Here is a 23,420-nt window from a genome sequence, read left to right on the forward strand (position 1 = left end):
GGAGCATGGTATGAAAAATCCGTTAAATAAAAGGCTCCTTCGTGAGCTAAAAGGGGATATCGGAAAATACATAGTTATTTTCATATTGATGGTTCTGTCCATAGGCTTCGTTTCGGGATTCCTGGTTGCCGGGGAGAGCATGATCAAGGCATATAATGAGAGCTTTGAAAAGTACGCCGTCGAGGATGGTAATTTCAGGACGGAAGATCCTCTCACCGCTTCGCAGAAGGCGCGGATAGAGAAAAAGGGAGTTACGATATATGAAAACTTCTATGTGGAAAAGGAGTTTGATAATAACACAAAGCTTAGAATCTATCCAAACAGAGAAGAGATAGACAGAGCCTGTTTGATGAAGGGGAGCTTCCCCGAGGCTGATCTGGAGATCGCAATTGACAGGATGTATGCGGACAATAACAGCTTAAGTGTCGGGGATACGCTGGTTTCGGGCGGGAAAACCTACAACATAGTAGGACTCGTAGCATTGTCGGATTATACAGCGCTTTTTTACAGTAATAACGATATGATGTTTGACTCATCAGCTTTCGGAGTTGCGGTTGTATCGGGAAAACAGTTTGCGGAGTATCCTGACAGTGAGGTTCAGTATAACTACGCCTGGCTATATGATAAGAAACCGACAGGTGAAGAGGAGGAAAAAGAGGTCTCCGATGAGCTTATGGAGGCCATTTCGAATAAGGCAGACCTTGAGAGTTTTACACCTCAGTATCTTAATCAGTCCATCAAATTTGCGGGTGACGACCTGGGAAAAGATAAGGCAATGATGACGGTTCTTTTATACATAATCATCATTATTGTTGCCTTTGTTTTCGGAGTTACCATAAATAATACGATTCATAAGGAAGCCACGGTTATAGGAACTCTTAGGGCTTCCGGATATACCATAAATGAGCTGATAAGGCATTATATGGCGATGCCGCTTCTGGTCACCGTCATCGCGGCTATTATAGGAAATATTCTGGGATATACCTGTTTCAAAGAGGAATGCGTTGCAATGTACTACGGCAGCTATTCACTACCGACCTATGTGACGGTGTGGAGCGCCGAAGCATTTCTTAAGACGACAATAATCCCGCTGATAATCATGATGGTAATCACTTATGTTGTACTACGAAGAAAGCTTTCTATAAGTCCGCTAAAGTTGATAAGGCGCGATCTGTCGACAAAGAAGCAGAAAGCTGCGGTGCCTTTAAATAAGAACATCAGCTTTTTCAACAGGTTCAGAATAAGAATACTCATACAGAATAAAAGCAGCTACATTATTCTGTTTTTGGGACTTTTGTTTGCAAACATGCTGCTCTTTTTTGGAATGATGCTTCCACCGATACTCGTTCATTATCAGGGAATTGTGACGGATACTATGCTGGCAAAGCACATCTATCTATTGCAGATTCCGGCAGGTGCTATAGATTCAGATAATGAACTCTCGGCAGCTTTTTCCTATGTGGTTTTGAAGAGTAAGATAAATACCAATAACAGAGACGCGGAGAAGTTCTCAGCGAGCAGTTTGAAAACAACCGGAGATGGCGGAACGAGAGTCGAGGATGTGACCATCTACGGCGTCAAGGAAAACAGCAGGTATATAAACGCCGATTTTGATGAAAAAACGGTGCTGATTTCATCGGCGTATGCAGATAAGTATGACCTTAAAAAGGGAGCCGTCATAACATTGAAGGAACCTTACGAGGATAAGTATTATGGTTTCAAGGTCACGGGAATCTATGACTACGACGGCGGAATTACTGTGTTTATGAGTCAGAAGCATCTGAACAGTGTACTGGGCTATGACGAGGAATTTTTCTCGGGATACTTTTCGGACACGGAGATTACTGACATAGACAAAAAATATATCGGCACAACTGTAGATGAGGAGTCGCTTACAAGAGTTTCAAGGCAGCTTATGATTTCTATGGGAAATCTTATGTATATGGTGGACGGCTTTTCAGTGATAATGTTCATTGTGCTGATGTATCTGCTGTCGAAGCTTATTATTGAGAGAAATGTTCAGTCAATATCGATGACAAAGATTCTGGGATATTCCAGAAAAGAAATAGCAGCGCTTTATATTATTCCGACTGCGCTGGTGGTGATTTTTTCACTGCTGATCTCGTATCCGATACTGTCCTATGTGATGGTGGAGATATTCAGGGTGATGCTGAAGCAGATGATGAGCGGCTGGATGATTATATGGCTTGATCCGTCAGTTTACGTTAAAATGTTTCTTATGGGAGTGCTGACCTATGTGGTGGTGGCCGTGATTGAATATCGCAAGATCGGGCGTATTCCCATGAGTGAAGCACTTAAGAACGTGGAGTGATAAGGAGTTAAGGCATGGCAGAATTGAAGTGCCCGCATTGCGGACAGGTATTTTCGGTTGATGATACGGAGCTTAGTTCCATCGTAAGTCAGATAAGGGATGAGGAGTTTAACAAGGACGTTGAGAAGAGGACCAGGGAGCTTGAGAAGCATCTTGAGGAAAAGCACAAGCTTGAACTTGATGCTCTGGGAGCCGATGTTAAGCTAAAGCTCCAGGAGAATTATGAAAAGCAGATGGCGCAGCTCCGCGAGAGCTATGATAAAGACACGCAGAAGCTCCGGGATGCGCAGACCGCCGAGGTACAAAAGCTAAGAAATTCCTATGATGAGGAACTAAAAAAGCTTCGGGACGAGGTATCAAAGGCGGAGCTTGAGAAGCAGAAACTCTCATCCCAGATCGAGAGTGCTGAGGATAAGAAGCGTGTTGCAGTGCTTGAGGCTGTAAAAGAGGTTGAGGATAAAAGAAGTGATCTTGAGAGAACTCTTCAGGCTGAGAAGGAGAAGAATCAGTATATGCTTTCTCAGAAGGAAAAGGAAATCGAGTTTTACAAGGATCTAAAGACCAAGATGTCCACCAAGATGGTCGGAGAGACGCTTGAGCAGCACTGCGAGATTCAGTTCAATCAGCTGCGGGCCACCGCTTTTCCTAATGCATATTTCGAGAAGGACAATGATGCCCGCTCCGGCAGTAAGGGTGACTACATCTACCGCGAGAATGATGAGTTCGGCAACGAGATTATCTCCATCATGTTCGAGATGAAAAACGAAATGGATACGACCTCCACGAAGCATAAGAATGAGGATTTCTTCAAGGAGCTTGATAAGGATAGGAGAGAAAAGGGCTGCGAATATGCGGTTCTTGTATCACTCCTTGAGGCCGATAATGAGCTCTACAATGCGGGAATTGTGGATGTTTCCTACAGATATGACAAGATGTATGTGGTTCGTCCCCAGTGCTTTATTCCTATGATAACGCTGCTTCGCAACGCTGCGATGAATGCGCTTATGTACAAGCAGGAGCTGGCGGAGATCAGGAATCAGGACATTGATATCACTCACTTTGAGGAGAGTCTTCTTAAATTCAAGGATGACTTTGGACGGAATTATTCCATAGCACATGACCATTTTGAGAAGGCTATCGATGAGATTGATAAGACCATCCAACACCTTGAGAAGGTCAAGAAGGAACTGCTCGGATCAGACAATCAGCTTCGAATCGCCAACAACAAAGTGGACGATGTCAGCGTGAAGAGACTCACCAAGGGCAACCCCACTATGCAGGCGAAGTTTGAGGAACTGAAGAAGTAAATAAGAAGGCAGTGCAGGTATAATTTACTTTCTTGCAACAGTGTAGTAGATTTCTTCAAGTTTATTTATGTGTGAATCAAAGCTATACCCTTCATCCGCAAGTCTAAGGCTCTGGCGGCTTGCCTTTTCCCAGGCTGATCTGTCTGAGAAGTAGGAGAGGATGCCATCGGCCATACCGTCAACGTCCTGTGGCTTGTAGAGCTTTCCGTTTACATCTTTTGAGACTACGCGCGGAATTCCGCCGACCTCACAGGAGATGATCGGAAGGGCGTAGCCCATAGCTTCAAGAATGGACATGGGCATAGCTTCCATGTGAGAGGGCAGAAGGAAGATGGAGCTTTCTTCAAGAAGCTTTATCTTTTCATCGCCGCGGATCCAACCGGGCAAAAGGACTGTATCTTCAAGATGCAGTCTTTTTATTTCGGCTTCGGTGGGCTCTGTTTCTCCGGTGCCGCCGAGGATAAATTTTGCCTCGGGGAATTTCTTTATTACTTTATCAGCGATAGCGGGGATATCCACTACGCCCTTAAGGTTGTCGAATCTTCCAAGGTAGAGGATTTGCTTTTTTTCAAAGCGCTTATCCATCACTCCTTCAGATACCATTTCTGGAACGATTACACTGTAATTAGGAACAACCTCTATCATCTCAGCAGGTACGATGGCTGAGATTTTTTTCTTCCAATCCTCAGATAAAACTATGAGTTTGTCGCAGCTTCCGTAGCTCTTTTCCACCATGCGCTTTTTCCATGCAGGCGCGTTGGTGTAGAGCTCATCGAGAGCAGAGCCGTGGATGTGATTTACGACAGGAATCCCGGCATCATGTGCCATCTTTATTATTGGATATTTTCTGAAAAAGCTGGGACCGAAGGATGAGTGAACATGCACTATGTCCGGGCGGTCTTTTTTCAGGACCTTGCGAAATTCGCGGTAGGCCTTAAGCGCTTTGGTCAGCTTGTCCAGCTTACTTCCGTCGCGGTAGGATTCCACATAAGTGATGTCAAAATCCTGCTCCAGGCGGCTTCCGTAATAGCCTCCGGTAACGGCGGCAATTCCGCCCTTTACACTGGGATCCTGAACGATCATGCAAATTTTCAGTTTTTTGTTTTGGGGTTGGTTTTTATTTCTCATTTGTTGGTATCTGTATTGTTGGTTATTTTATTTTTGCTGATAGTAGTAGACTTTTTATGTCAGCAGCCTATGTTGTTAACAATTCCGAAGGAGATGTAGTTCTCCACAAGTGCTCTGGAGTCAGTTCCTTCCTCGAACTTTTCGTTGTAGATTCCGTCTACCATGAGGCGAACTCCGCCGCCCTCGAAGTGCTCGATGACTTTGTATCTGTCCTTGAAGAAGGAACCTCTGGAGACTGCTACATCTCTGCGGATGCCCTTGAATTCCGAAAGGGGACATCCGGGGAAGTTGACATTCACAATCTGGCCGTATTCCAGTTTTACCTCCAGGGCTTCCTTAAGCATATCTCGTAGGTATTTGTTTGTAACTTCGTGATTGTCGTCTATGTGCTCCGAGAATGCGATGGCGTGATATCCCTGAAAAGCAGCTTCAAATGCTGCTCCGGCAGTCGCAGAGTACTGGATGTCAGTAGCGACATTGTAGCCGTAGTTGATTCCGGAGAGCACAATGTGGGGCTTCTTCGGCATGATATTGAGACCGCCGACTCTGACGCAATCTCCGGGGGTTCCGCTGCAGGCAAAGGCGTGCACGCCCTCGACCGGGAAATCATGCGGGAACACATCAATAGGATCTCTTAAGGTTATGCTGTGTGAAGCTGCGCTTCTCTGGTGCGCCGGTGCGACAACCCAGACTTCTCCGAATTCCTTTGCTGCTTCCGCAAGTCTGTGAATTCCACCTGCATCTATTCCATCATCATTTGTGATCAGTATTCTTTTCATGTCGTTTCCTCTGGAGTTATATATTTTGACTCAGTAATACTAATATAGCATAAATATCTTCCATAATCGCAAAAGATACACATTAAAAAAGCAAGATTATCTAAGACAATGACCTTGTTTTTTGGGATTATAAAGTTATAGCAAAAAACTTGGGAGGTTTTATTTTTATGGCTAAACAACTAATTTATTCGGTGTATTTTATACTACCGGTTCTGCTGCTGTGGAACGCAAGGCCTGCAGGTAGGGGACAGTGGAACGACAGTCTTTCACTTGAGCAGACCAAGGCATTTCAGGGGTTCCTTGCAATCTGCATTATGCTTCATCACATCGGTCAGAAGACTTGTGCTTCATGGCTTTTTCCGAAGAGCAGAATTGTTCCGGGGCTTGAGTTCTTCGTTCCGATCGGATACGTGATGGTGGCATTTTTCGTATTCTTCAATGGATATGGCGCTTACAAAAGCTTCCATACGAAGAAAGATTATCTTAATGGATTTGTGAAAAAGAGAATCCTGCCCATTGTTCTTGCATTGTACTCCACAACACTGATTTACTTTATTGCAAGACTTCTTGTCGGTGAGAAGATGGACTTAAACGGTGCACTTTTGTATCTTTCAAGCATCAAGCTTTGCAATCCTTACACCTGGTACGTTATCGTGCTGCCGTTCTTCTATCTTGCATTTTATCTTGCATTTAAGTTCATTAAAAAGGATGGCCTCGCAGTAGCTGTTGTAGCTGCTTTCGTAATCGGATATATGCTTGTGGGAACAACGATTGACCACAACGACTATCTTATCCGAGGTGAGTGGTGGTGGAACTGCGTTCATCTCTTCCCTGTGGGAATTCTGTTTGCTAAATATGAGGATAAGATCGTTCCTCATCTCAGAAAATATTTCTGGGTATATGTAATCGTTACAGTGCTTGCACTTTATCCTCTGTATATTCTTTCGGTAAATGCACAGGATGTGTTCTCCTACTATGGTGAGAACTGGGGTGCTCCGGATACAGTACTTAGAAGACGTATTACACTTCTTACACAGGTTCTTGTTACTTTGGATTTTGTTTTTGCAGCAATTCTTCTTGGAATGAAGGTGAAAATCGGCAACAAATTCCTGAAGTTCATGGGCACCATTACACTTGAGTTTTACCTGATTCACGGACTTTTTGTAGAGCTCTGCGATCACACCTTTGACGGTGGTGTAAAGTCACCCTTCCCGATCAAGAATGTATTCCTGTATGTGCTCGTGGTATTTGCCCTCGGTGTACCGTCAGCTATACTTCTTAAGAAACTTCATGGACTGATCCTCGGAAAAGGGAAATCCGGCAAAAACGGAAAGTCAGTTCAGAAAGCTGCATAAATTATTAAAAAGCTTTTTCTTCACTTAAATACCCTAAAATGATTTGTTTTACAGAAAAGGTCGCCCGGTATGGGCGACCTTTTCTGTTTATAATAATTATTTATCGTAATTTCACGTCTTGTTTATCAGAATTTAATACGAGTGTTTCATAATAATAATGTGATTGTATGTAACATAGCATTTTTATACGTATTTTTAGATTTATTGGGATAAAAATGCTTTGATAATGAGGGGAATTTATGAACAAGAAAGTGGTTTCGCTGCTTCTGGTGGCAGCTATGACGGCAAGTATGCTGGTGTCCTGTAAAGGCTCGTCTGATGAGATTGTTGGGGCGGATGCCGAAGAGGATGGAAACAATGTGATGGTTGTTGATATTCTGCTGACTGAAGAAGATTACGGAATAGGCGTTGATAAGGACAACCCCGAACTTCTTCAGCAGATAAATACCTTTATAGAGAAGGGACGTGTGGATGGAACCTATGATGAGATCATCAGCCACTACTTTGACAGAAGCAAGGAGCCGGTGCCGGTGTATTCAGCCAAGCTGGACAATAGCAAGGACCAGCTTGTTGTGGCGACTACAGGCGATTTTGAGCCCTTTGACTACGATGTGGGGAATGCATACTACGGCATAGATAAGGAACTGATTAAGGCTATAGCAGATTATCTGGGAAAAGAGCTTGTGCTTGTAACAGTGAATTTTGACACATTATTTATGACTATATCTCAGAAGAAATGCGATGCCTGTATTGCGGGAATCACCATTAAGGAAGAGAGGGAAAAGTATGTAGATTTCTCTGTTCCATACTTTCATGCCGGGCAGAGCATTGCTGTAAGGAAGGATAATAAAGAATTCATCTACGCAAAGACTAAGGAGGATGTTGAAAAAATCATTCTTGGCTTTGATGAGACGAAGACTGTTGCAGTGGAAGATGCAACCAGCGGTGAGGATTATCTGCTGGGGAAGGATCCGGGAGGATTCCCAGGCTGCAATTGCAAGTTAAAGAAATGTGCCAATATGAAGGAGGCACTGATAGCGCTGAGTAACGGTGAAGTCGACTACGTTATAGGGGATTCGTCGGCTTTGAAGTATATGATAGCACATGACTTCAGTGACTATTTCCAGAATTAAGGGGAAGGCAGATACTTATCCACCTAAGGATTAAAAGTATGAAAAAACTAAAAGAAAACTTATGGATAATTATATTAAGTACTCTCTTACTGATCCTGCTCGCTATTGTGGTGGGGCTTATAAATTATGCACGCCCGCAGGATGTGAAGAAAATAGTAGTAGGTGCGCTTTTTATTGATGGAGTAGATGACAGGGGATGGAGTGAAAGCCACTACAATGGGCTAAAAAACGCCTGTGATAATTTGGAAATTGCATTGGAAGTAGAAGAAAATGTATCTGAGACGCTTGAGGATGCAGAGCCTGCAATAGACAGATTAGTAGGAAAGGGCTGCAGTGTTATCTTCCTTACAAGTGATGGATATGATGAAAAACTTTATCCGGTGATACAAAATTATCCTGACATTGAATTCTATACGGTTTCCCCGGATTCAACTCCCGAAAATGTAACCACATATTTCGGAAGGATATACCAGATCAGATTCCTGGCCGGTATGCTCGCGGGGAGGATGACAAAGAGCAATATTATAGGATATGTTGCAGGACAAAAATCATGTCAGGTAAATCGTGGAATAAATGCGTTTACTCTGGGCGCGAGATCGGTTAATCCCGACGTTGTGGTAAAGGTAAGATTCATCAATTCATGGACGGATGCTGAAAAGGAAAAAGAGCTGGCGACAAAACTCATAGAGGAGGATGGCGCCGACCTCATTACTTATCATGCAAGTATTCACACAGCTGTTGATGCAGCTGAGGAACATTCGGTCTATTCAATAGGATATAACAACAACGGAACCGACTATTCCGAGAAGTATCTTGCCTCTGTTAATTTCAACTGGGGCAATCTGTATAATACGGTACTGCATGATTTCTTTACTGGAGATATGTATCCGGGAAAGTACTACTGGCATGGTGTAGTATTCGGAACCGTGGAGATGAAAACGTACTCTAAGGTTATACCCGAGGAAGTTATAAAGGAGATAGATGACAGAAAAGAAAAGCTTATAAATGTTCAGGATGTCTTCTATGGGGATCTGTATTCGAACGATGGAACAAAGAAATGTTCCAAAGGTCAAAGAATAAGTGATGATGCCCTTTTTAGAAGAATGGACTGGTTCGTAGAGGGGGTGGAAGTATATGAATGAAAAGTTCCGCCTTTTCACAAGAAGACGTGCTGCCATCCTTATAGCCTTTGTTCTTATAATGTCGTTTTTGGGAGTTCACTTCTATTTATATCTTATGGATATCATAGATAGTGTCGCCAAGCATAAAATAGTCAGGGAGGCTGAGGAAGCAACTGAATTTTATTATGAGGAACTCAGTAACGAGATGCATGTCATCGAGTTTATTGGGTCTATTCTTGAGGATGACAGAGAGGAAAATCAGGAAGAAAATTTAAAAAGAGTACAGCGTGCCATTGAAAGTGTTTTCAGGTCAGAACCCAGTATCCTTATAGGAGTTATGAACGGTGAGAGCGAAGCGGTATACGGTGAGAGAATTCCGCCCAATGAATATGACGGACTTCTTAGCTCAATGACGGGTAATGATGGCATTTCCTATATGCCGACAGGTGCATTCCTGTTTTCGCATGCGATTATTCATGGTGATAATGTTGCGTACGTAGTTTATGCAATATTTTCTAAATCATATATAAGTAAGAATCATAGTCTTGATATAATACATAACCTTGGAAATATTGCACTTATGACAAGGGATGGCGATGAGGTACTGCCGTTTACGAATGTGGCTGAGGAAGACAAAGCCTTTTTCAGAAGCAAATCCGTAATGAAGACCTTTGAAAATATCCGCGATAATCACAATCTTGAAGAGGTTGCGGTTGAAAAAGTAAAAACAGTAAAGGGCGATATGTATTTCTATAACGCCCAGATTGAAAATACGCATTTCATGCTGAATGGCGTCATGAAATATGAGGATGCGGTGGGATATGCTGCCAAAGTTCCGCTTGTTGTATTGGCTGTATACGTAACCCTGGTTCTCATGACCACCATACTTTCGTTTTTCCTGATTATTACCTCTGTTAAGGCAGGAGAAAGCGTAGAGCTTAAGAAGGCAAAGCAGGAGGCCGAGGACGCATCAAAGGCCAAGGGCCAATTCCTTGCAAATATGTCACATGAGATTAGGACTCCCATCAATGCAATCATGGGTATGGGAGAGCTTATTACAAGAGAAACGAATGATGCAAAGCTGCAGCAGTATGCGTTCAGTATCAAAAACTCCGCAACTCAGCTTCTGACACTGGTTAACGATGTCCTTGACTTTTCGAAGATGGAAGCAGGAAAACTGACACTTCGAAATGATCCGTATTATCTCTCGTCCGTGCTCACTGACGTAAATGTAATGATCAAGTCCAGAGCGGAAGGGAAAGGTCTGGTTTATCAGGCAAAGGTTGATAAGACAATTCCCGATGAACTTATCGGAGATGAGACAAGGCTTAAGCAGGTTATAGTAAATCTTTTGACCAACGGCGTAAAGTACACTATGGCAGGGTTCGTTCATTTGACCATAGATACGGTAGAAAAGGGAGAAGATTATGTAGACCTTAGGATATCCATTAAGGATACCGGAATAGGTATGAAACCTGAGGACGTGGCAAAACTGTTCAATGCCTTCGAAAGACTTGACGAGGACAGAAATAAGACCATCGAGGGCACAGGCCTTGGAATGGCGATTGTTAAGCAGATTATGGATGCGATGGAAACAACACTTGAGGTAAAGAGTGTATATGGCGCTGGCTCGGAGTTTTCATTTGTGATTCATCAGAAGGTTGAGAACTGGCAGCCGATCGGCGACTATGAGGCCGCTGCCGAGAGAGCTGTATCCAGGCAGGAGAGCTACAAGCCAAGCTTTATTGCACCTGATGCAAGAATCCTTGCTGTTGATGATACAGAGATAAACCTTAAGGTTCTGGCAGGACTTCTCGGACCTACCAGGATCAAGATTGACACAGCGATAAGCGGAAGACAGGCTCTTGATCTCATGAGTGCAAACCGCTATGATCTGGCACTTATCGACCACCGAATGCCCGAGATGGACGGTATGGAGCTTCTTAAGCACATAAGATATGACGAGGGCAATGAGAACCACGATATGCCGTGCATAGCGCTTACAGCTAACGTGGTTGCCGGTGTCAGAGAAATGTATCTAAGGGCCGGTTTTGATGATTATCTGGAAAAGCCGGTGAGTGGAATGCGACTTGAGGAGGCACTGCAGAAATACCTTCCTAAGGAGAAGCAGCTGGAGTACGTTGAGGGCGATAACAAGGAAGATAATAAGAGCGTCTCAGAAACAGCGGAACCTTCAACGGAATCCTCAGAGATAAAAGATCTTCAGGATGCAGGTTACATAGATATCGCAGCAGGCATTGAATACGCCGGAACTGAGGAACTTTTCATAGATACTCTCGGATTCTTCAGGGATGCGATAGATAAAAAGGCGGATGAGATTGAAGAACTCTATCTGGGAGAAAGGATAGAGGACTATACAGTTAAGGTTCATGCCCTAAAGAGTTCTGCGAGAATAATCGGAGCCAAGGACCTTTCAGAGAAGGCAAGACTTCTCGAGGAAGCCGGAAAACAGGGAAATCTTGATTACATCAAAGATAATAACAGCGATTTACTTGAAGCCTACAGGCATTATAAGGAAGTACTGAAAAATATCTGATCGGGGTGACAGACCATATGGATGGTAGAAAAATTCTTGTCGTCGACGATGATGAAATGATTCGAATGATGACAGTCAGAATGCTCAAATCAAAATATAATGTCATAACTGCTTCGTCAGGGATGGAAGCGATAGAAATCTATGAGAAGGAAAAGCCCGACATGATTTTGTCTGACCTTATGATGCCAGGAATGAGCGGCTTTGAGATGATGCAGGCTCTTCGTGAGAAGTACAGCTATGTCATTCCGGTTATGTTTATGACAGCTTTTTCAGGCGATGACACAGAGTCCAAGGGACTTGAAGTTGGGGCTGTCGATTATATCAGGAAGCCCTTTAAGCCCGATGTTCTCTTATACAGAATCGACAACATAATGAGTAATCTCGACCGCATAAGAGGTCTTGAGATGGCTGCAGAGGTTGAGCCGATGACAGGACTCCTTAATAAAATTGCGACTGAGAGAGAAGTCGATAAGGCAGCTGCTAAGGGCCGTGGAATTTTCATGATGATAGACCTCGACAGCTTTAAACTGGTAAACGATCTGTATGGCCATGAAAAGGGCGACAAAGTACTTATCTGGTTTGCTGAGATGCTCCGCAGTATTATGCGGAGTAACGATGTTATAGGAAGAATCGGCGGCGATGAGTTTGCAGCGTTTTGCCTTAACACCAAAGAAGAGAAGATGGTTGCCGAGAGAACACAGTACATGAACCGGAAAATCGTTAGCTTTGCCAAGGAACTTCTCGGCGAGGACATGAATATACCGATCGGTGTATCTGTGGGTGCGGTGCTTTGCCCCGATGATGGGTCGGATTATCAGGCGCTTTATAAAAAGGCAGACAGAGCGCTGTACGAGGTAAAGCAGAGCGGAAAACACAACTATGCATTATATAAGCATGAGGAAAATAATGGCGCCAGAAAAAGTCCGGAAGCAATGGCGGAAATCAACATGCTCTTTAAGGAAAGAAATCCTGCACGCGGCGCCTTTGTTCTCTCTGAGGATCAATTCAAAGTTGTTTACAGATTTATGATGCGTTTTCAGAAAAACTATGCATGGGATGTCCATTTCCTTTGCTTTAAGGTAGAAGCTGAAAACGGTGATGAAGAAAATCTGCAGAAGGCAGCGGATCATTTTCTTGAGGTTGCGGCGAGTTCCCTCAGAGGAAGCGATGTCCTTACAAGGTATGGAAATGACAAAGTGCTCGCTATTTTCCTGAAGGTGACAGAGCCTGATTGTGAGGTTCCGATCGACAGAATAGAAGCCAAATGGAGAGATGATCCCAAGGCAGCAGGCTATACCGTCAGCGTGCTTAAGGAATATATGGTTCCGGATTGACGGTTTTGAAAAAGCGGTTATGTGAGGGAGTATGTTCAAGGAAAATACCACGGTAGATAATCCAAAACTTAAGAAGTGTTTATCTCCTATCGGGACGTGGGCGCTTGCTTTTGGCTGCGCTGTAGGATGGGGCTCTTTTGTGATGCCGGGAACGACTTTTCTTCCGCTTGCAGGCCCCATAGGCACAATGCTTGGAATGATTCTGGGGGCTGCAGTAATGCTGCTTATTGGAATCAACTACCACTACATGATGAACCTGTATCCCGATGACGGAGGAACCTATGCATTCTCCAAGCATGAGTTTGGATATGACCAGGGATTTCTTGGTGCGTGGTTTTTGCTCCTTGTCTACATGGCGATAGTGTGGGCAAATGCTACGGCTATTCCGATAATCTGCAGAAATCTGTTCCCCGGAGTTCTGGAAGTTGGTCCTAAATTTATCGTGGCAGGGTTTGAAGTTTACCTTGTTGAATCCGTTGTGGCATCTCTTGTAATCGGAATCGCCGGCTTTATCTGTGTCTGCGGTGGACGGATATCTTCTCTTGTTCAGACGGTATTTGCGCTCGTACTCATCGGCGGCATCGTGCTCGTTGCAGTTCTGATAACAGTAAAAGGAAACGTATCACTTCTTGACGTGAAGCCTTCATTTGTGCCTGAAAAATCAAAGTATTTTCAGGTATTTCAGATAGTTGCACTGGCTCCTTGGGCATACGTTGGATTCGAATCCATATCTCATTCAACCGAGGAATTCAATTTCTCCACAAAAAGGACTATAGGTATAATGGTGGGTGCCCTTATCTGGGGAGCGATAGCGTATTCATTGCTTGCCCTTATAGCAGTATCCGCAGTTCCGCGTGGTGTGTGGGATTGGACCGGTTATTTATGTAATCTTGGAAGATTTAAGGGCTTTGGAGGGCTGCCTACCTTTAATGCAGCGACCACTTATCTGGGGGATCTCGGTTTCGTGATACTGGGACTCTCTGTGGCAGCAGCAATTATCACAGGCCTTATCGGAAACCTGATTGCAGCCAGCAGACTTATATATTCCATGGCCAGGGATAATCTTTTCCCCAAGTGGCTCATGCACCTCAACAGATATAATGTTCCCTACAAGGCAATTATCACTATTACGTGCATATCGATGGTGATTCCTTTCTTTGGAAGAACCGCGATAAGCTGGATAGTCGATGTCAGTACAATAGGCGCCTGCGTCGCTTATGCGTACACTTCTCTTGCCGCATTTTTCAGAGCAAAAAGGGAGAAGAAATTTCTTGTAAGAATTACAGGCATTACAGGTTTTGTATTGTCATCTGTTTTCGCATTATATTTTCTTATTCCCAATCTATGGTCAGTGGAAGCGCTCTCACCCCATTCATATCTGATAATAATAGGGTGGAGTATCGTCGGATTTGTATCCTACTTTTTCATTTTCAAAAGAGACAAGGGAAAACGTTTCGGGCATTCTACGCTTTCGCTTTTGTCACTTCTTTTCCTGGTGTTCTTTATAAGCATGCTCTGGTTCAGGGAGGAGTCCCACGAGACTACCGCGAGAGCCTTGGATGAATTCAATGAGTATAATACGACAATCCTCAGGGAGCACGGCATCAAGCAGGATTACATAGAAAAACTGGATATGAATTATTTCCGCGATCAAAAGCTTAAAGAAGTAACCGATTCACTTCAGATAAAGAGTATTGCCCAGATGGCGGTCATCATGGTTGCCCTTTTCATCATGTTCAGCGTTTATCGCTCCATGCACAGAAGAGAGCGTGAGCTGGAACTTCAGAAGGTTAAGGCTGAGGAGAACAGTAAGGCGAAGTCTATGTTCCTGTCGAACATGAGCCACGACCTCAGAACGCCCATGAATGCCATAATAGGCTACACTGAACTCACTAAGGATATTGAAGGACTCTCACCGGAGGTTAGGGATAACCTTGAAAAAATTGATAACTCGGGCAAGCACCTTTTATCTCTCATAAATGACATCCTTGACATGGGGCGTATCGAGAGCGGCAAGATGACGCTTGAAATAGAGGATACTGATCTGACCGAGGCAGTGGACGAACTCAAGGTACTTTTTGCTCCGCAGATGAAAAATAAGGGCATTAACTTTACCGTTGATACAAGCAAACTTACCAACAAATATGTAAAGTGCGATGAGAACAGATTAAACAGAGTGCTGCTTAATCTTCTTAGTAATGCCTTTAAGTTTACATCGGAGGGTGGCAGCATAACCCTTACTATCAGGCAGAGAGGAATGGATGGCAATAAGGGAAAATACGAGATAAGCGTAAAGGATAACGGAATGGGCATGAGTCCCGAGTTCGCTGCGACTGTTTTTGAGGCATATTCAAGGGAAAATACTGCAAGTAAGATTCAGGGTACAGGACTCGGGATGGCCATTACCAAGAGTATAGTCGATCTTATGGGCGGCAAAATCCGTGTTAAGAGTCAGCAGGGTAAAGGATCGGAATTTATTATCGACCTTGATTTTGAGACGATTCCGGAAGCGGATTTTGTGAAAAAACATGTGCCCACCAAGGAAGAAACAGAGATTGATTACAGTAAATACAAGGTTCTTCTGGTTGAGGACCAGGCAATCAACAGGGAGATTGCGACAAGACTTTTGAAGAAATTCGGATTTCAGTATGACACAGCCGAGAACGGAAAAATTGCTTTGGACATGATTTCTGTGTCAACTCCCGGAACTTATAGTATAATACTGATGGACATACAAATGCCGGTTATGGATGGCTACACAGCTTCGAGAGAGATAAGAAAGCTCTCTAATCCGGAGCTTGCCAATATTCCTATACTAGCCATGTCCGCCAGTGCCTTCACAGAGGACATCAATAACGCTAAAGACAGCGGTATGAACGGTCACATTACAAAGCCGATTGAAGTAAATAAGATGCTTGATACTATAAGGGAATTTTTGTGAGGAAAGTCATGGGGAACAATCGCGGAAAAGGGGATCTGCGTCTACCTAAGATAGGGTTTTTTATTCTGATTATTTTATATCTGATTGTGGCAAGGTTCACGAGGTACTGCGCTACTTCAGATGATGTACTGGTTGTGATGGGGCAGCCGCTGGCGATCACGTCTTTTGCAGGCGCCTTTGATTCCGTGCAAAACGGAATTATCATATGTCTTGTCGTGTTTTACGGCATACCGGGCTTTGTCATAAGCCTGTTTTTCTATGCGATTACCATTTTTAATTTAATGAGCGGAATTATCTTCTCACATAATCTTTTGATATTTCCGGGATTTTTTACAGGCCTTGTCTCTCTTTTGGCTGTTGTGCTTATTTTCCGCAGAAACAGGGAAATTGAAAAACTGCAGAATAATGAGATTAAACACCTGAAGGAACAGCAGGTCTTTTCACAAAAACTGTTTGAACAGACGGCTACTGCGCTTGTCAGTGCTATCGATGCGAAGGACGAGTATTCAAGAGGACATTCCCTCAGGGTGGCAGAGTACTCGGTGAAGATTGCAAAAGCGATGGGTAAGGATGAGGAAGACTGTAGAGAGGTTTATTATGCTGCTCTTCTTCATGATGTAGGGAAAATCGGTATCTCCGACGTTATCATCAATAAGAACGGAATGCCTACGGATGAGGAATATGATGTTATCATGCAGCATCCGATTATCGGTAATCAGATTCTTTCAAGTATCAGTGAGTACCCATACCTTAGTATTGGTGCGCATTATCATCACGAGAGGTTCGATGGAAAGGGCTATCCGGATGGTCTAAAGGGTGAGGATATTCCCGAAATCGCAAGGATTATTGCGGTGGCGGATACTTTTGATGCCATGACCTCCAGCAGAAGCTACAGGGATGCACTCCCTCAGCAGCTTGCCTGGGAAGAAATCATAAAGGGATCCGGAACACAGTTTGATCCCGAGATAGTTAAGATTGCGCAGTGCCTTGTGGATATCGACGGCGAATTCAGTAAGAGAGAAAAGAACACCCTGCAGGAGCTTTTGGACAAGGGCGGAATGCATTTTGGGGAGTACAGAAGCGAGATATCCGTCGGAGTTTTGCTTTCTCCGTTTATCACAAAGATGAATTTCAAATATCACTGCGATGAGGTTACTTCCGAGAACAGGAAGGGGCCTTCAATGGTGTTCTTTGATTCCTTTGACGGAAGAGCTCATGAAGAGGAGAGCATCATCAGGGAGCTGAGTTATTTTGAGTACTGTGAGGTTACCGCAGACGGCACGGTCATCGGTGATGGCACGAGAAAAGTAAAGACTAATGTGATAGAGTACGAAACCTCTGAGGAAGCAGTAGTTAGCGACGATGCTGCGCCGATTGACAGGGTATATGATATAGAAGCGGTTAAGTGCATCGATCATCTTCTTGTAAGAATTGATGACGGGGTTAAGAAGGTTGAAGTAATAGTTGCGCTTCCTGACTCCACCAGGTTTGTTTATATGGGGCTTACAGGGGAATATTGTGATATCAGTGATGTCAGCATAGCCAAGTCCAAGGATAAGGTTGCTGAGGACTACATCCCGAGAATTGCTGAGTTTGTAAGCTATCTTGATGGACCTGAGGGCGATGTACCGAATGTTCAGATAAACAGTCACAGAACACAGGCAACCAAGGGTGTTCCGATAGATGATGAGCTTACACTCACTTTCCATACAAAGAGCCTTCCGGCTGCAAGACTTATCTGGCACTGCGCCTACGCGGTGCTCTTTAGTTCAAAGAGCGGCGAAGTCGATTTTGAAGCACCGGATTATCATGAATATGCACTTATAAGATTAGACGGCGAATCCTGGGAGGACGGCAAATACTCTTCGAACAGGATAATTGTCAATATGAATGATAACTTTGACAGCTGGGAAGCCTGGAAAAAGGGCATGAAGGAGGGCACAGACTGCACCATTACCTTCAAGCGCGACGGCAATACGGTTATCTCGACCACCGAGGTCCTGGGACTGTTCATCAAGAACAAGACCACCCTCAAGGAGGACTGCGACAAGCTCTACGCAGCTATTACGGGAGATATCTGCGCAATTACGAATGTACGGGTGAATCCCTGACAAAGCCTTCCCCCTCCGGGGGCGCTCGACGTCCGGGGTTGCTACTCGTCCGGGGGACGAGTGCTTAGCAACGACCGGAGTGGAACGTAGACCGTCGGTTCAGCGCGGACCGAAGCGGAGCGAAGACAGGTGGCACGAAGTGCCGGATGAGGGGAATCTCTTAAATATCTCTAAAATTCAGTAAGAATATCTAAAGTCGATAATTTTTAGCAATAAATCAGCTAAAATATTATCATGGAAAAACAAATCACAGAGCATGTCATAAGCAAATTTGATACCGCTTTGGAGCAGGGCTGGGTAGAAGTATACTTCCAGCCTGTTATTCGTGCGCTCACGGGAAGGCTCTGTGGTATGGAGGCTCTGGCGAGATGGAATGATCCACAGTGGGGAATGCTTGCTCCCTTCAGGTTTATAAAGCCATTGGAGGACAATAAACTCATCTACAAGCTGGACGCCTATGTGGTGAGGGAAGTCTGTAGGATATTGAGCGAACGCATTGCAAACAAGTTGCCGGTGGTTCCTGTTTCCATCAACTTTTCACGCTTGGATTTTGTGATGTGTGACATGTTCGAGTCTGTGGAAAATGCGATTAAGGATTATGACATTCCCAGAGATTATATTCATATTGAGATAACAGAGAGCGTCTTCGTATCGGATGAGGGCTCTCTTCATGATGTCATAGATAAGTTCAGAAAAGCGGGCTACGAAATCTGGATGGATGACTTCGGAAGTGGATACTCTTCGCTTAACCTCCTGAAGGACTACGATTTTGACATGCTGAAAATCGATATGAACTTCCTTACATCTTTTACCGAGAAATCCAAGGCGATTCTGCGCTCGACCGTGGCTATGGCCAAAGACATAGGAATTAAAACGCTGGCAGAGGGCGTTGAGACAAAGGAACAGTTCGAATTTCTCAGAAACATCGGCTGTGAGCAGATCCAGGGCTACTATTTCGGAAAGCCAAGACCCATAGAGGATACATTGACACTCCTTGGAGAAAAGAGCGTTAAGATTGAAAGGCGTGAGTGGAGACATTTTTATGAAATTGCCGGCATTCATGTAAAGGATACGGATATTCCGCTTGAAATAATCGAGGATGACGGCGAGACTTTCCATACTTTATTTGTGAATAAGGCTTATTTGGAACAGGTATTTCATGACTTTGAGGGCGAAACGACTCCCGAGGAAATTGACAGAAAACTATATTCACCGGGCACACCGCTTCTTGGAAAATACAGGGAGTTCGCAAATACCATAGAGAAAAGCTCAAATATTGAGACTTTTTATTACACAGATAACGGATACTATCTGCGTTTCAGGGCTAAGTGCCTCGCATCGCATAACGGACATCATATAATTAAGGGCTCGATTATAAACATAACACTCGACCAGAATACCAGCGAGAGAGACAGACTCGACAGCAAGATCAGGGAACTGAATCGTCTGTTTGAGGTGGTTGATCTGGTAAATATTGAGACCAATATCATAGCACCTCTGCTGGGGAGATTTAAGTATCTTGATAGTGCCACCTATGTTTATTCCGATATGAAGAAGGCTATCAACCTTTTCGTAGAGTCGGTCATTTACGCTCCCGAGAGACAGGATTTCTTAAAATTCATGGATATTGAGACTTTAAGGGAGAGGGTGGAGAGCAGCAAAAAGGGATACATTGAGAAAATATTCAGAATTAAACAGCCTGATGGAACCTTCAAGAGGAAAAACGTGATCGTCATGATGGTTCCGGGAGCCGGAGGAAATGAGTTTCTTATTTGTTATAAGACAGTACCCGATGAGATATCCAAGATACTGGATGGTCTCACAGCTTCTGCGCGCTCACTTGTCGATAAGTATCTTGCTGACAGCGGAGCAATAACATACTCTGAGCTCTGGGAAAATATGATATGGGATTCTTCCATCAAGTTTTTCTGGAAGGACAAAAATCGCAGATTTCTTGGTGCGAGCCAGTCATTCCTCGATTTTTACGGTCTTAGATCTGTTGAAGAAATAGTCGGAAAAACCGACGAGGACATGCAGTGGCATGTTGATGAAGACCCTTATATGAACGATGAGTTTGACGTTCTGGAAAACGGTGCGAAGGTGATTGACGTTCAGGGACAGTGCATTGTCTCAGGAGTTGTGCATGAGATCACCTGTCAAAAGATGCCGATTTACAGAAATGGTGAGATAGTTGGTCTGGTGGGCTTTTTCCAGGATAGGGACGAGGAGCTCTACAGGCTTGAAAAGATTGCCATTCCTTCAAATGTGGACAGCGTAACCGGACTTATGAATGCGAAAGGTATTTTCATAAGTACGACGGAGTATGCCGTTCAACATGCGGATAAGGGTAAAAACTACGGACTAATCCTTCTTAGAAACACAAAGTATCAGCGAATACTGTCAACCTATGGCCAGGATGTATCTAATAAGCTTCTCTTTGAGATAGGCCGGAAGATCGTTAAAGTTACCGGGCAGACATGCGCTGTTGCAAGGACGAAGGAGAGCTACTTCGCGATACTTACTTACGTCAAGACCAGGGAAGCGCTGGAATATTTAGCCGGTGAGGTGAAGAAAAACGTTGAGGGAATCAATGCTGTCGACGGCAATAACGTCACCGTTATGGTCAATGTGGGTATGGCCCTTAGAAGCGATGAGGGCGTCACGGACGAGAACATATATATCAAAGCACTTGGGGAATGCGACGGAAATCTCTGACAGGGGAGGCATTTTTTGATATAGTATAAGAAGCATTTAAAGCCTTCCCCTTGGGGGGCGCTCGACGTCCAGGGGACGTCGGTCCAGCGCGGACCGGAGCGGAGCGTAGACAGGTGGCACGAAGTGCCGGATGAGGGGACCGCCACTTCAATATATTACAACATATGAATTACTAACTTTGGAGGAAACGGTATGAATAAGTATGCTATACGAAGGGGTATCGCCATAGGCATGGTATGCTCTATGGCTTTTTTATGTGCTTGCGGCAAAAAGAAGGAGGATGCTCCTAAGGATACTGTGCAGACTAAGGCACAGATTGACAAGGACCATATTTTTACCATGGATGATATGGAACTTCCTATGGAGGGTGACTACGGCGTAAACAAATGCTGCACCACAAAAGACGGATTATATGTGCTTGCAACCACATACGGAGAAGAATCGGAGACAAACAAACTTTTCAAGGTGTCCTTCGAGACCGGTGAGGCTGAAGAAATCGAGATCAGTGATGATGACAATTCCTACTTCGACAACATGACCTGTGATGAAGATGGGAACATCTATATTATTAAGAGCATCTGGAATGATGAAGAAGAGGAAAAGTCATCTGAGGAGTCACAGGATGAGGAGGCTTCTGCCGGCGCAGTTTTGGCTGAATCCGAGAGCGAAGACATTGAGATGAACCCAAATGATGTGGCTTCAGAAACTACTGTGTTTGCGGAAGAGGAAGCATCCTCCGACTACCATCTTGTTAAGCTGTCACCTGCAGGCGAGGTCCTTTTTGATGTCGAGCTTCTGGAGGAAGATTTAAAGAGCTACGTTCAGTCCTTAGTCTTTGTTAAGGGCGAGGGCGTCATGACCTGTTGCAACGGTAATATTTCGCTCTATGATATGAAAACCGGTGAGGGAAAGCATATCACAACAAGAGATAAGAACGACGACTATTATTACGGCAGTCTCTTTGCATCAAAAGATGGCACAGTCTATCTCTCGGAGGATGAGTGGGACGATAACAGCAGAAGCATCCTGAATAAATATAATCCGCAGACCGGGACTTTTGATAAGGATGTATCGCTTCCGGACAACATTTATGCATCCAGTCTGTATGCCGGCAATTCTTATGATTTTTATACCTCGGATCGCGGTAACATCGAGGCATTCAATCTTGGCGATGAAAAGACAACGCTCATTTGCGATTTTACTGCCTCGGATATAATGACAGAATACATCAGTTATATCGCTGAAGCCGGTGAGGGAAAGCTCTTTGTGATAAATAGTACTGATTACGGCTATGGAAAACTCGCCTGCATGAACAAGGTGGAGCCTTCCGAAGTAACTGACAAAGAGATTCTTACGATCGGAACAACTTTTGTGCCTGAAGCAGTCAGAAAACAGGTTGTACAGTTCAACAAGTCTAACGACAAGTATAAGATAAAAATTGTTGATTACACAGAGGACGATACAGAGGACGATGCAGAGGCTTACAGCGACACAGTAAAGAAAATCGGTCTGGCACTTACTCAGGGGCAGGGACCTGACATGCTGGTATTGGACTACAACATGCCGATCGAGAGCTATGCGGAGAAAGGCGTATTTGAACCGCTCGATCCTTATTTTGAGGCTGATCAGGATGTTAACACTTCCGATTTTCTGCAGAACATTCTTGATGCAACCAGGATAAACGGTAAGATGTACAGTGTAATTCCTTCATTTTACGTTGATACCTGCGTTGCTTCAAAAAAGAAAGCGGGGAATGACGGAGTAACGCTTAAGAATTACACGGATGTATGTAAGAATAATGGGATTGATCCCAAGCTCGGAATGGGCTCTATGAACAGAGCATCAGCCGCCGAGCTCTATTCCACAGTCGGCAGTACCTTTGTTGATTATGAAAACGGCACCTGCAATTTCGACACGCCCGAATTCATAGATCTTCTTAATCTTGTAAAGCAGCTTCCCGAAGATATGGAGGGGACGGGCTACGACTACGAGGACTTTGACTCATTCTACAGAGAGAATAAGTCACTTCTTTTTGAATACTACATAAGCTCTTTTGATGACTATCAGGTTCTGAAAAAGGGATACTTTGGGGAAGATATTGTATTTAACGGTTTTCCTACAACCGACGGAGGAGAATCCTTCATCTCCACAAATCTTCAGATTGCTATGAACAGCGACTGCAAACACAAGGATGTAGCTTGGGAGTTCATGAAGTCATTTTTATCGGATGAATATCAGAAGAAGATTGAGTGGGGATTCCCTTCAAGGGAAGATGCTCTCGAGGCTCTTGCAGCCAAGGCTCAGGAGAAGCCATACTACATCGACGCACAGGGTAAAAAGCAGGAGACATCGCATTTTTGGAGTGTGGGCGATACAGAGGTAGAGATTACCGAGCTTTCCAAGGAAGAGACCACTGAACTTGTGGACTTCATCAAGTCGGTAACAAGGACGATGGTTTACGAGGATACCGTAAACAACATTATCTCTGAGGAGGCCGGAGCCTTTTACGAAGGTCAGAAAACCGCCGAGGAAGTAGCAGATGTCATCCAGAACAGAGTTCAGATATACTTGAGTGAGAATATGTAAAAAATAGCGCCTCCCCGGCGC

General features: G+C 44.2%; 13 protein-coding genes. 11 read left to right on the plus strand and 2 right to left on the minus strand.

Annotation, left to right across the window (positions count from 1 at the left end):
- Positions 1–10 precede the first annotated feature (10 nt).
- Positions 11–2,332 (plus strand): ABC transporter permease, encoded by a 2,322-nt coding sequence (locus tag G630_RS0114030; RefSeq protein ID WP_026498950.1) that lies wholly within the window; start codon positions 11–13, stop codon positions 2,330–2,332.
- Positions 2,333–2,346: 14 nt separating this feature from the next.
- Positions 2,347–3,639 carry a DUF2130 domain-containing protein gene (locus G630_RS0114035; RefSeq protein ID WP_022763221.1) on the plus strand — a complete coding sequence of 431 codons (1,293 nt, stop codon included), beginning with the start codon at positions 2,347–2,349 and terminating at the stop codon, positions 3,637–3,639.
- Positions 3,640–3,663: 24 nt separating this feature from the next.
- On the opposite strand, the gene G630_RS0114040 is transcribed toward G630_RS0114035, so the two are convergent.
- Both G630_RS0114040 and surE read right to left on the minus strand, forming a co-directional pair.
- Positions 3,664–4,767, minus strand: a complete 1,104-nt coding sequence (locus G630_RS0114040; protein WP_026498951.1) for a glycosyltransferase family 4 protein — start codon at positions 4,765–4,767, stop codon at positions 3,664–3,666.
- A gap of 59 nt (positions 4,768–4,826) precedes the next feature.
- Positions 4,827–5,546, minus strand: coding sequence for a 5'/3'-nucleotidase SurE (gene surE, locus G630_RS0114045; RefSeq protein WP_022763219.1), 720 nt, complete (start codon positions 5,544–5,546; stop codon positions 4,827–4,829).
- A 167-nt stretch (positions 5,547–5,713) separates the two neighbouring features.
- Between surE and G630_RS0114050 the strand changes: the two genes are divergently transcribed.
- The 9 genes from G630_RS0114050 (at position 5,714) to G630_RS0114090 (ending at position 23,399) form a co-directional block, all read left to right on the plus strand.
- On the plus strand, positions 5,714–6,901 hold the full coding sequence (locus tag G630_RS0114050) for an acyltransferase family protein (RefSeq protein WP_026498952.1): 1,188 nt from the start codon (positions 5,714–5,716) through the stop codon (positions 6,899–6,901).
- Between the two features lie 239 nt (positions 6,902–7,140).
- Positions 7,141–8,034 (plus strand): transporter substrate-binding domain-containing protein, encoded by an 894-nt coding sequence (locus G630_RS22020; protein WP_044959393.1) that lies wholly within the window; start codon positions 7,141–7,143, stop codon positions 8,032–8,034.
- A 38-nt stretch (positions 8,035–8,072) separates the two neighbouring features.
- Entirely contained in the window at positions 8,073–9,176 is a 1,104-nt protein-coding gene (locus G630_RS0114060; RefSeq protein ID WP_026498953.1) for a BMP family ABC transporter substrate-binding protein, read from the plus strand.
- Complete coding sequence (locus G630_RS22025) at positions 9,169–11,712, plus strand: ATP-binding protein (protein ID WP_049946227.1); 2,544 nt, start codon at positions 9,169–9,171, stop codon at positions 11,710–11,712. The genes G630_RS0114060 and G630_RS22025 overlap by 8 nt, the downstream gene beginning before the upstream one ends.
- 17 nt (positions 11,713–11,729) lie before the next feature.
- On the plus strand, positions 11,730–13,046 hold the full coding sequence (locus tag G630_RS0114070) for a GGDEF domain-containing response regulator (RefSeq protein WP_026498954.1): 1,317 nt from the start codon (positions 11,730–11,732) through the stop codon (positions 13,044–13,046).
- 31 nt (positions 13,047–13,077) lie between these two features.
- Positions 13,078–15,987, plus strand: a complete 2,910-nt coding sequence (locus G630_RS23765) for an amino acid permease (RefSeq protein WP_049946228.1) — start codon at positions 13,078–13,080, stop codon at positions 15,985–15,987.
- A gap of 8 nt (positions 15,988–15,995) precedes the next feature.
- A complete protein-coding gene (locus tag G630_RS23770) occupies positions 15,996–18,098 on the plus strand; it encodes an HD-GYP domain-containing protein (protein WP_049946229.1) in 2,103 nt (700 codons plus the stop codon).
- 234 nt (positions 18,099–18,332) lie between these two features.
- Complete coding sequence (locus tag G630_RS23775; RefSeq protein WP_049946230.1) at positions 18,333–20,813, plus strand: EAL domain-containing protein; 2,481 nt, start codon at positions 18,333–18,335, stop codon at positions 20,811–20,813.
- A 192-nt stretch (positions 20,814–21,005) separates the two neighbouring features.
- Positions 21,006–23,399 (plus strand): ABC transporter substrate-binding protein, encoded by a 2,394-nt coding sequence (locus G630_RS0114090; protein ID WP_026498955.1) that lies wholly within the window; start codon positions 21,006–21,008, stop codon positions 23,397–23,399.
- Positions 23,400–23,420: the final 21 nt, after the last annotated feature.

It is taken from the genome of Butyrivibrio sp. WCD2001 (genome assembly GCF_000424485.1).
Taxonomy (GTDB): Bacteria; Bacillota; Clostridia; order Lachnospirales; family Lachnospiraceae; genus Butyrivibrio.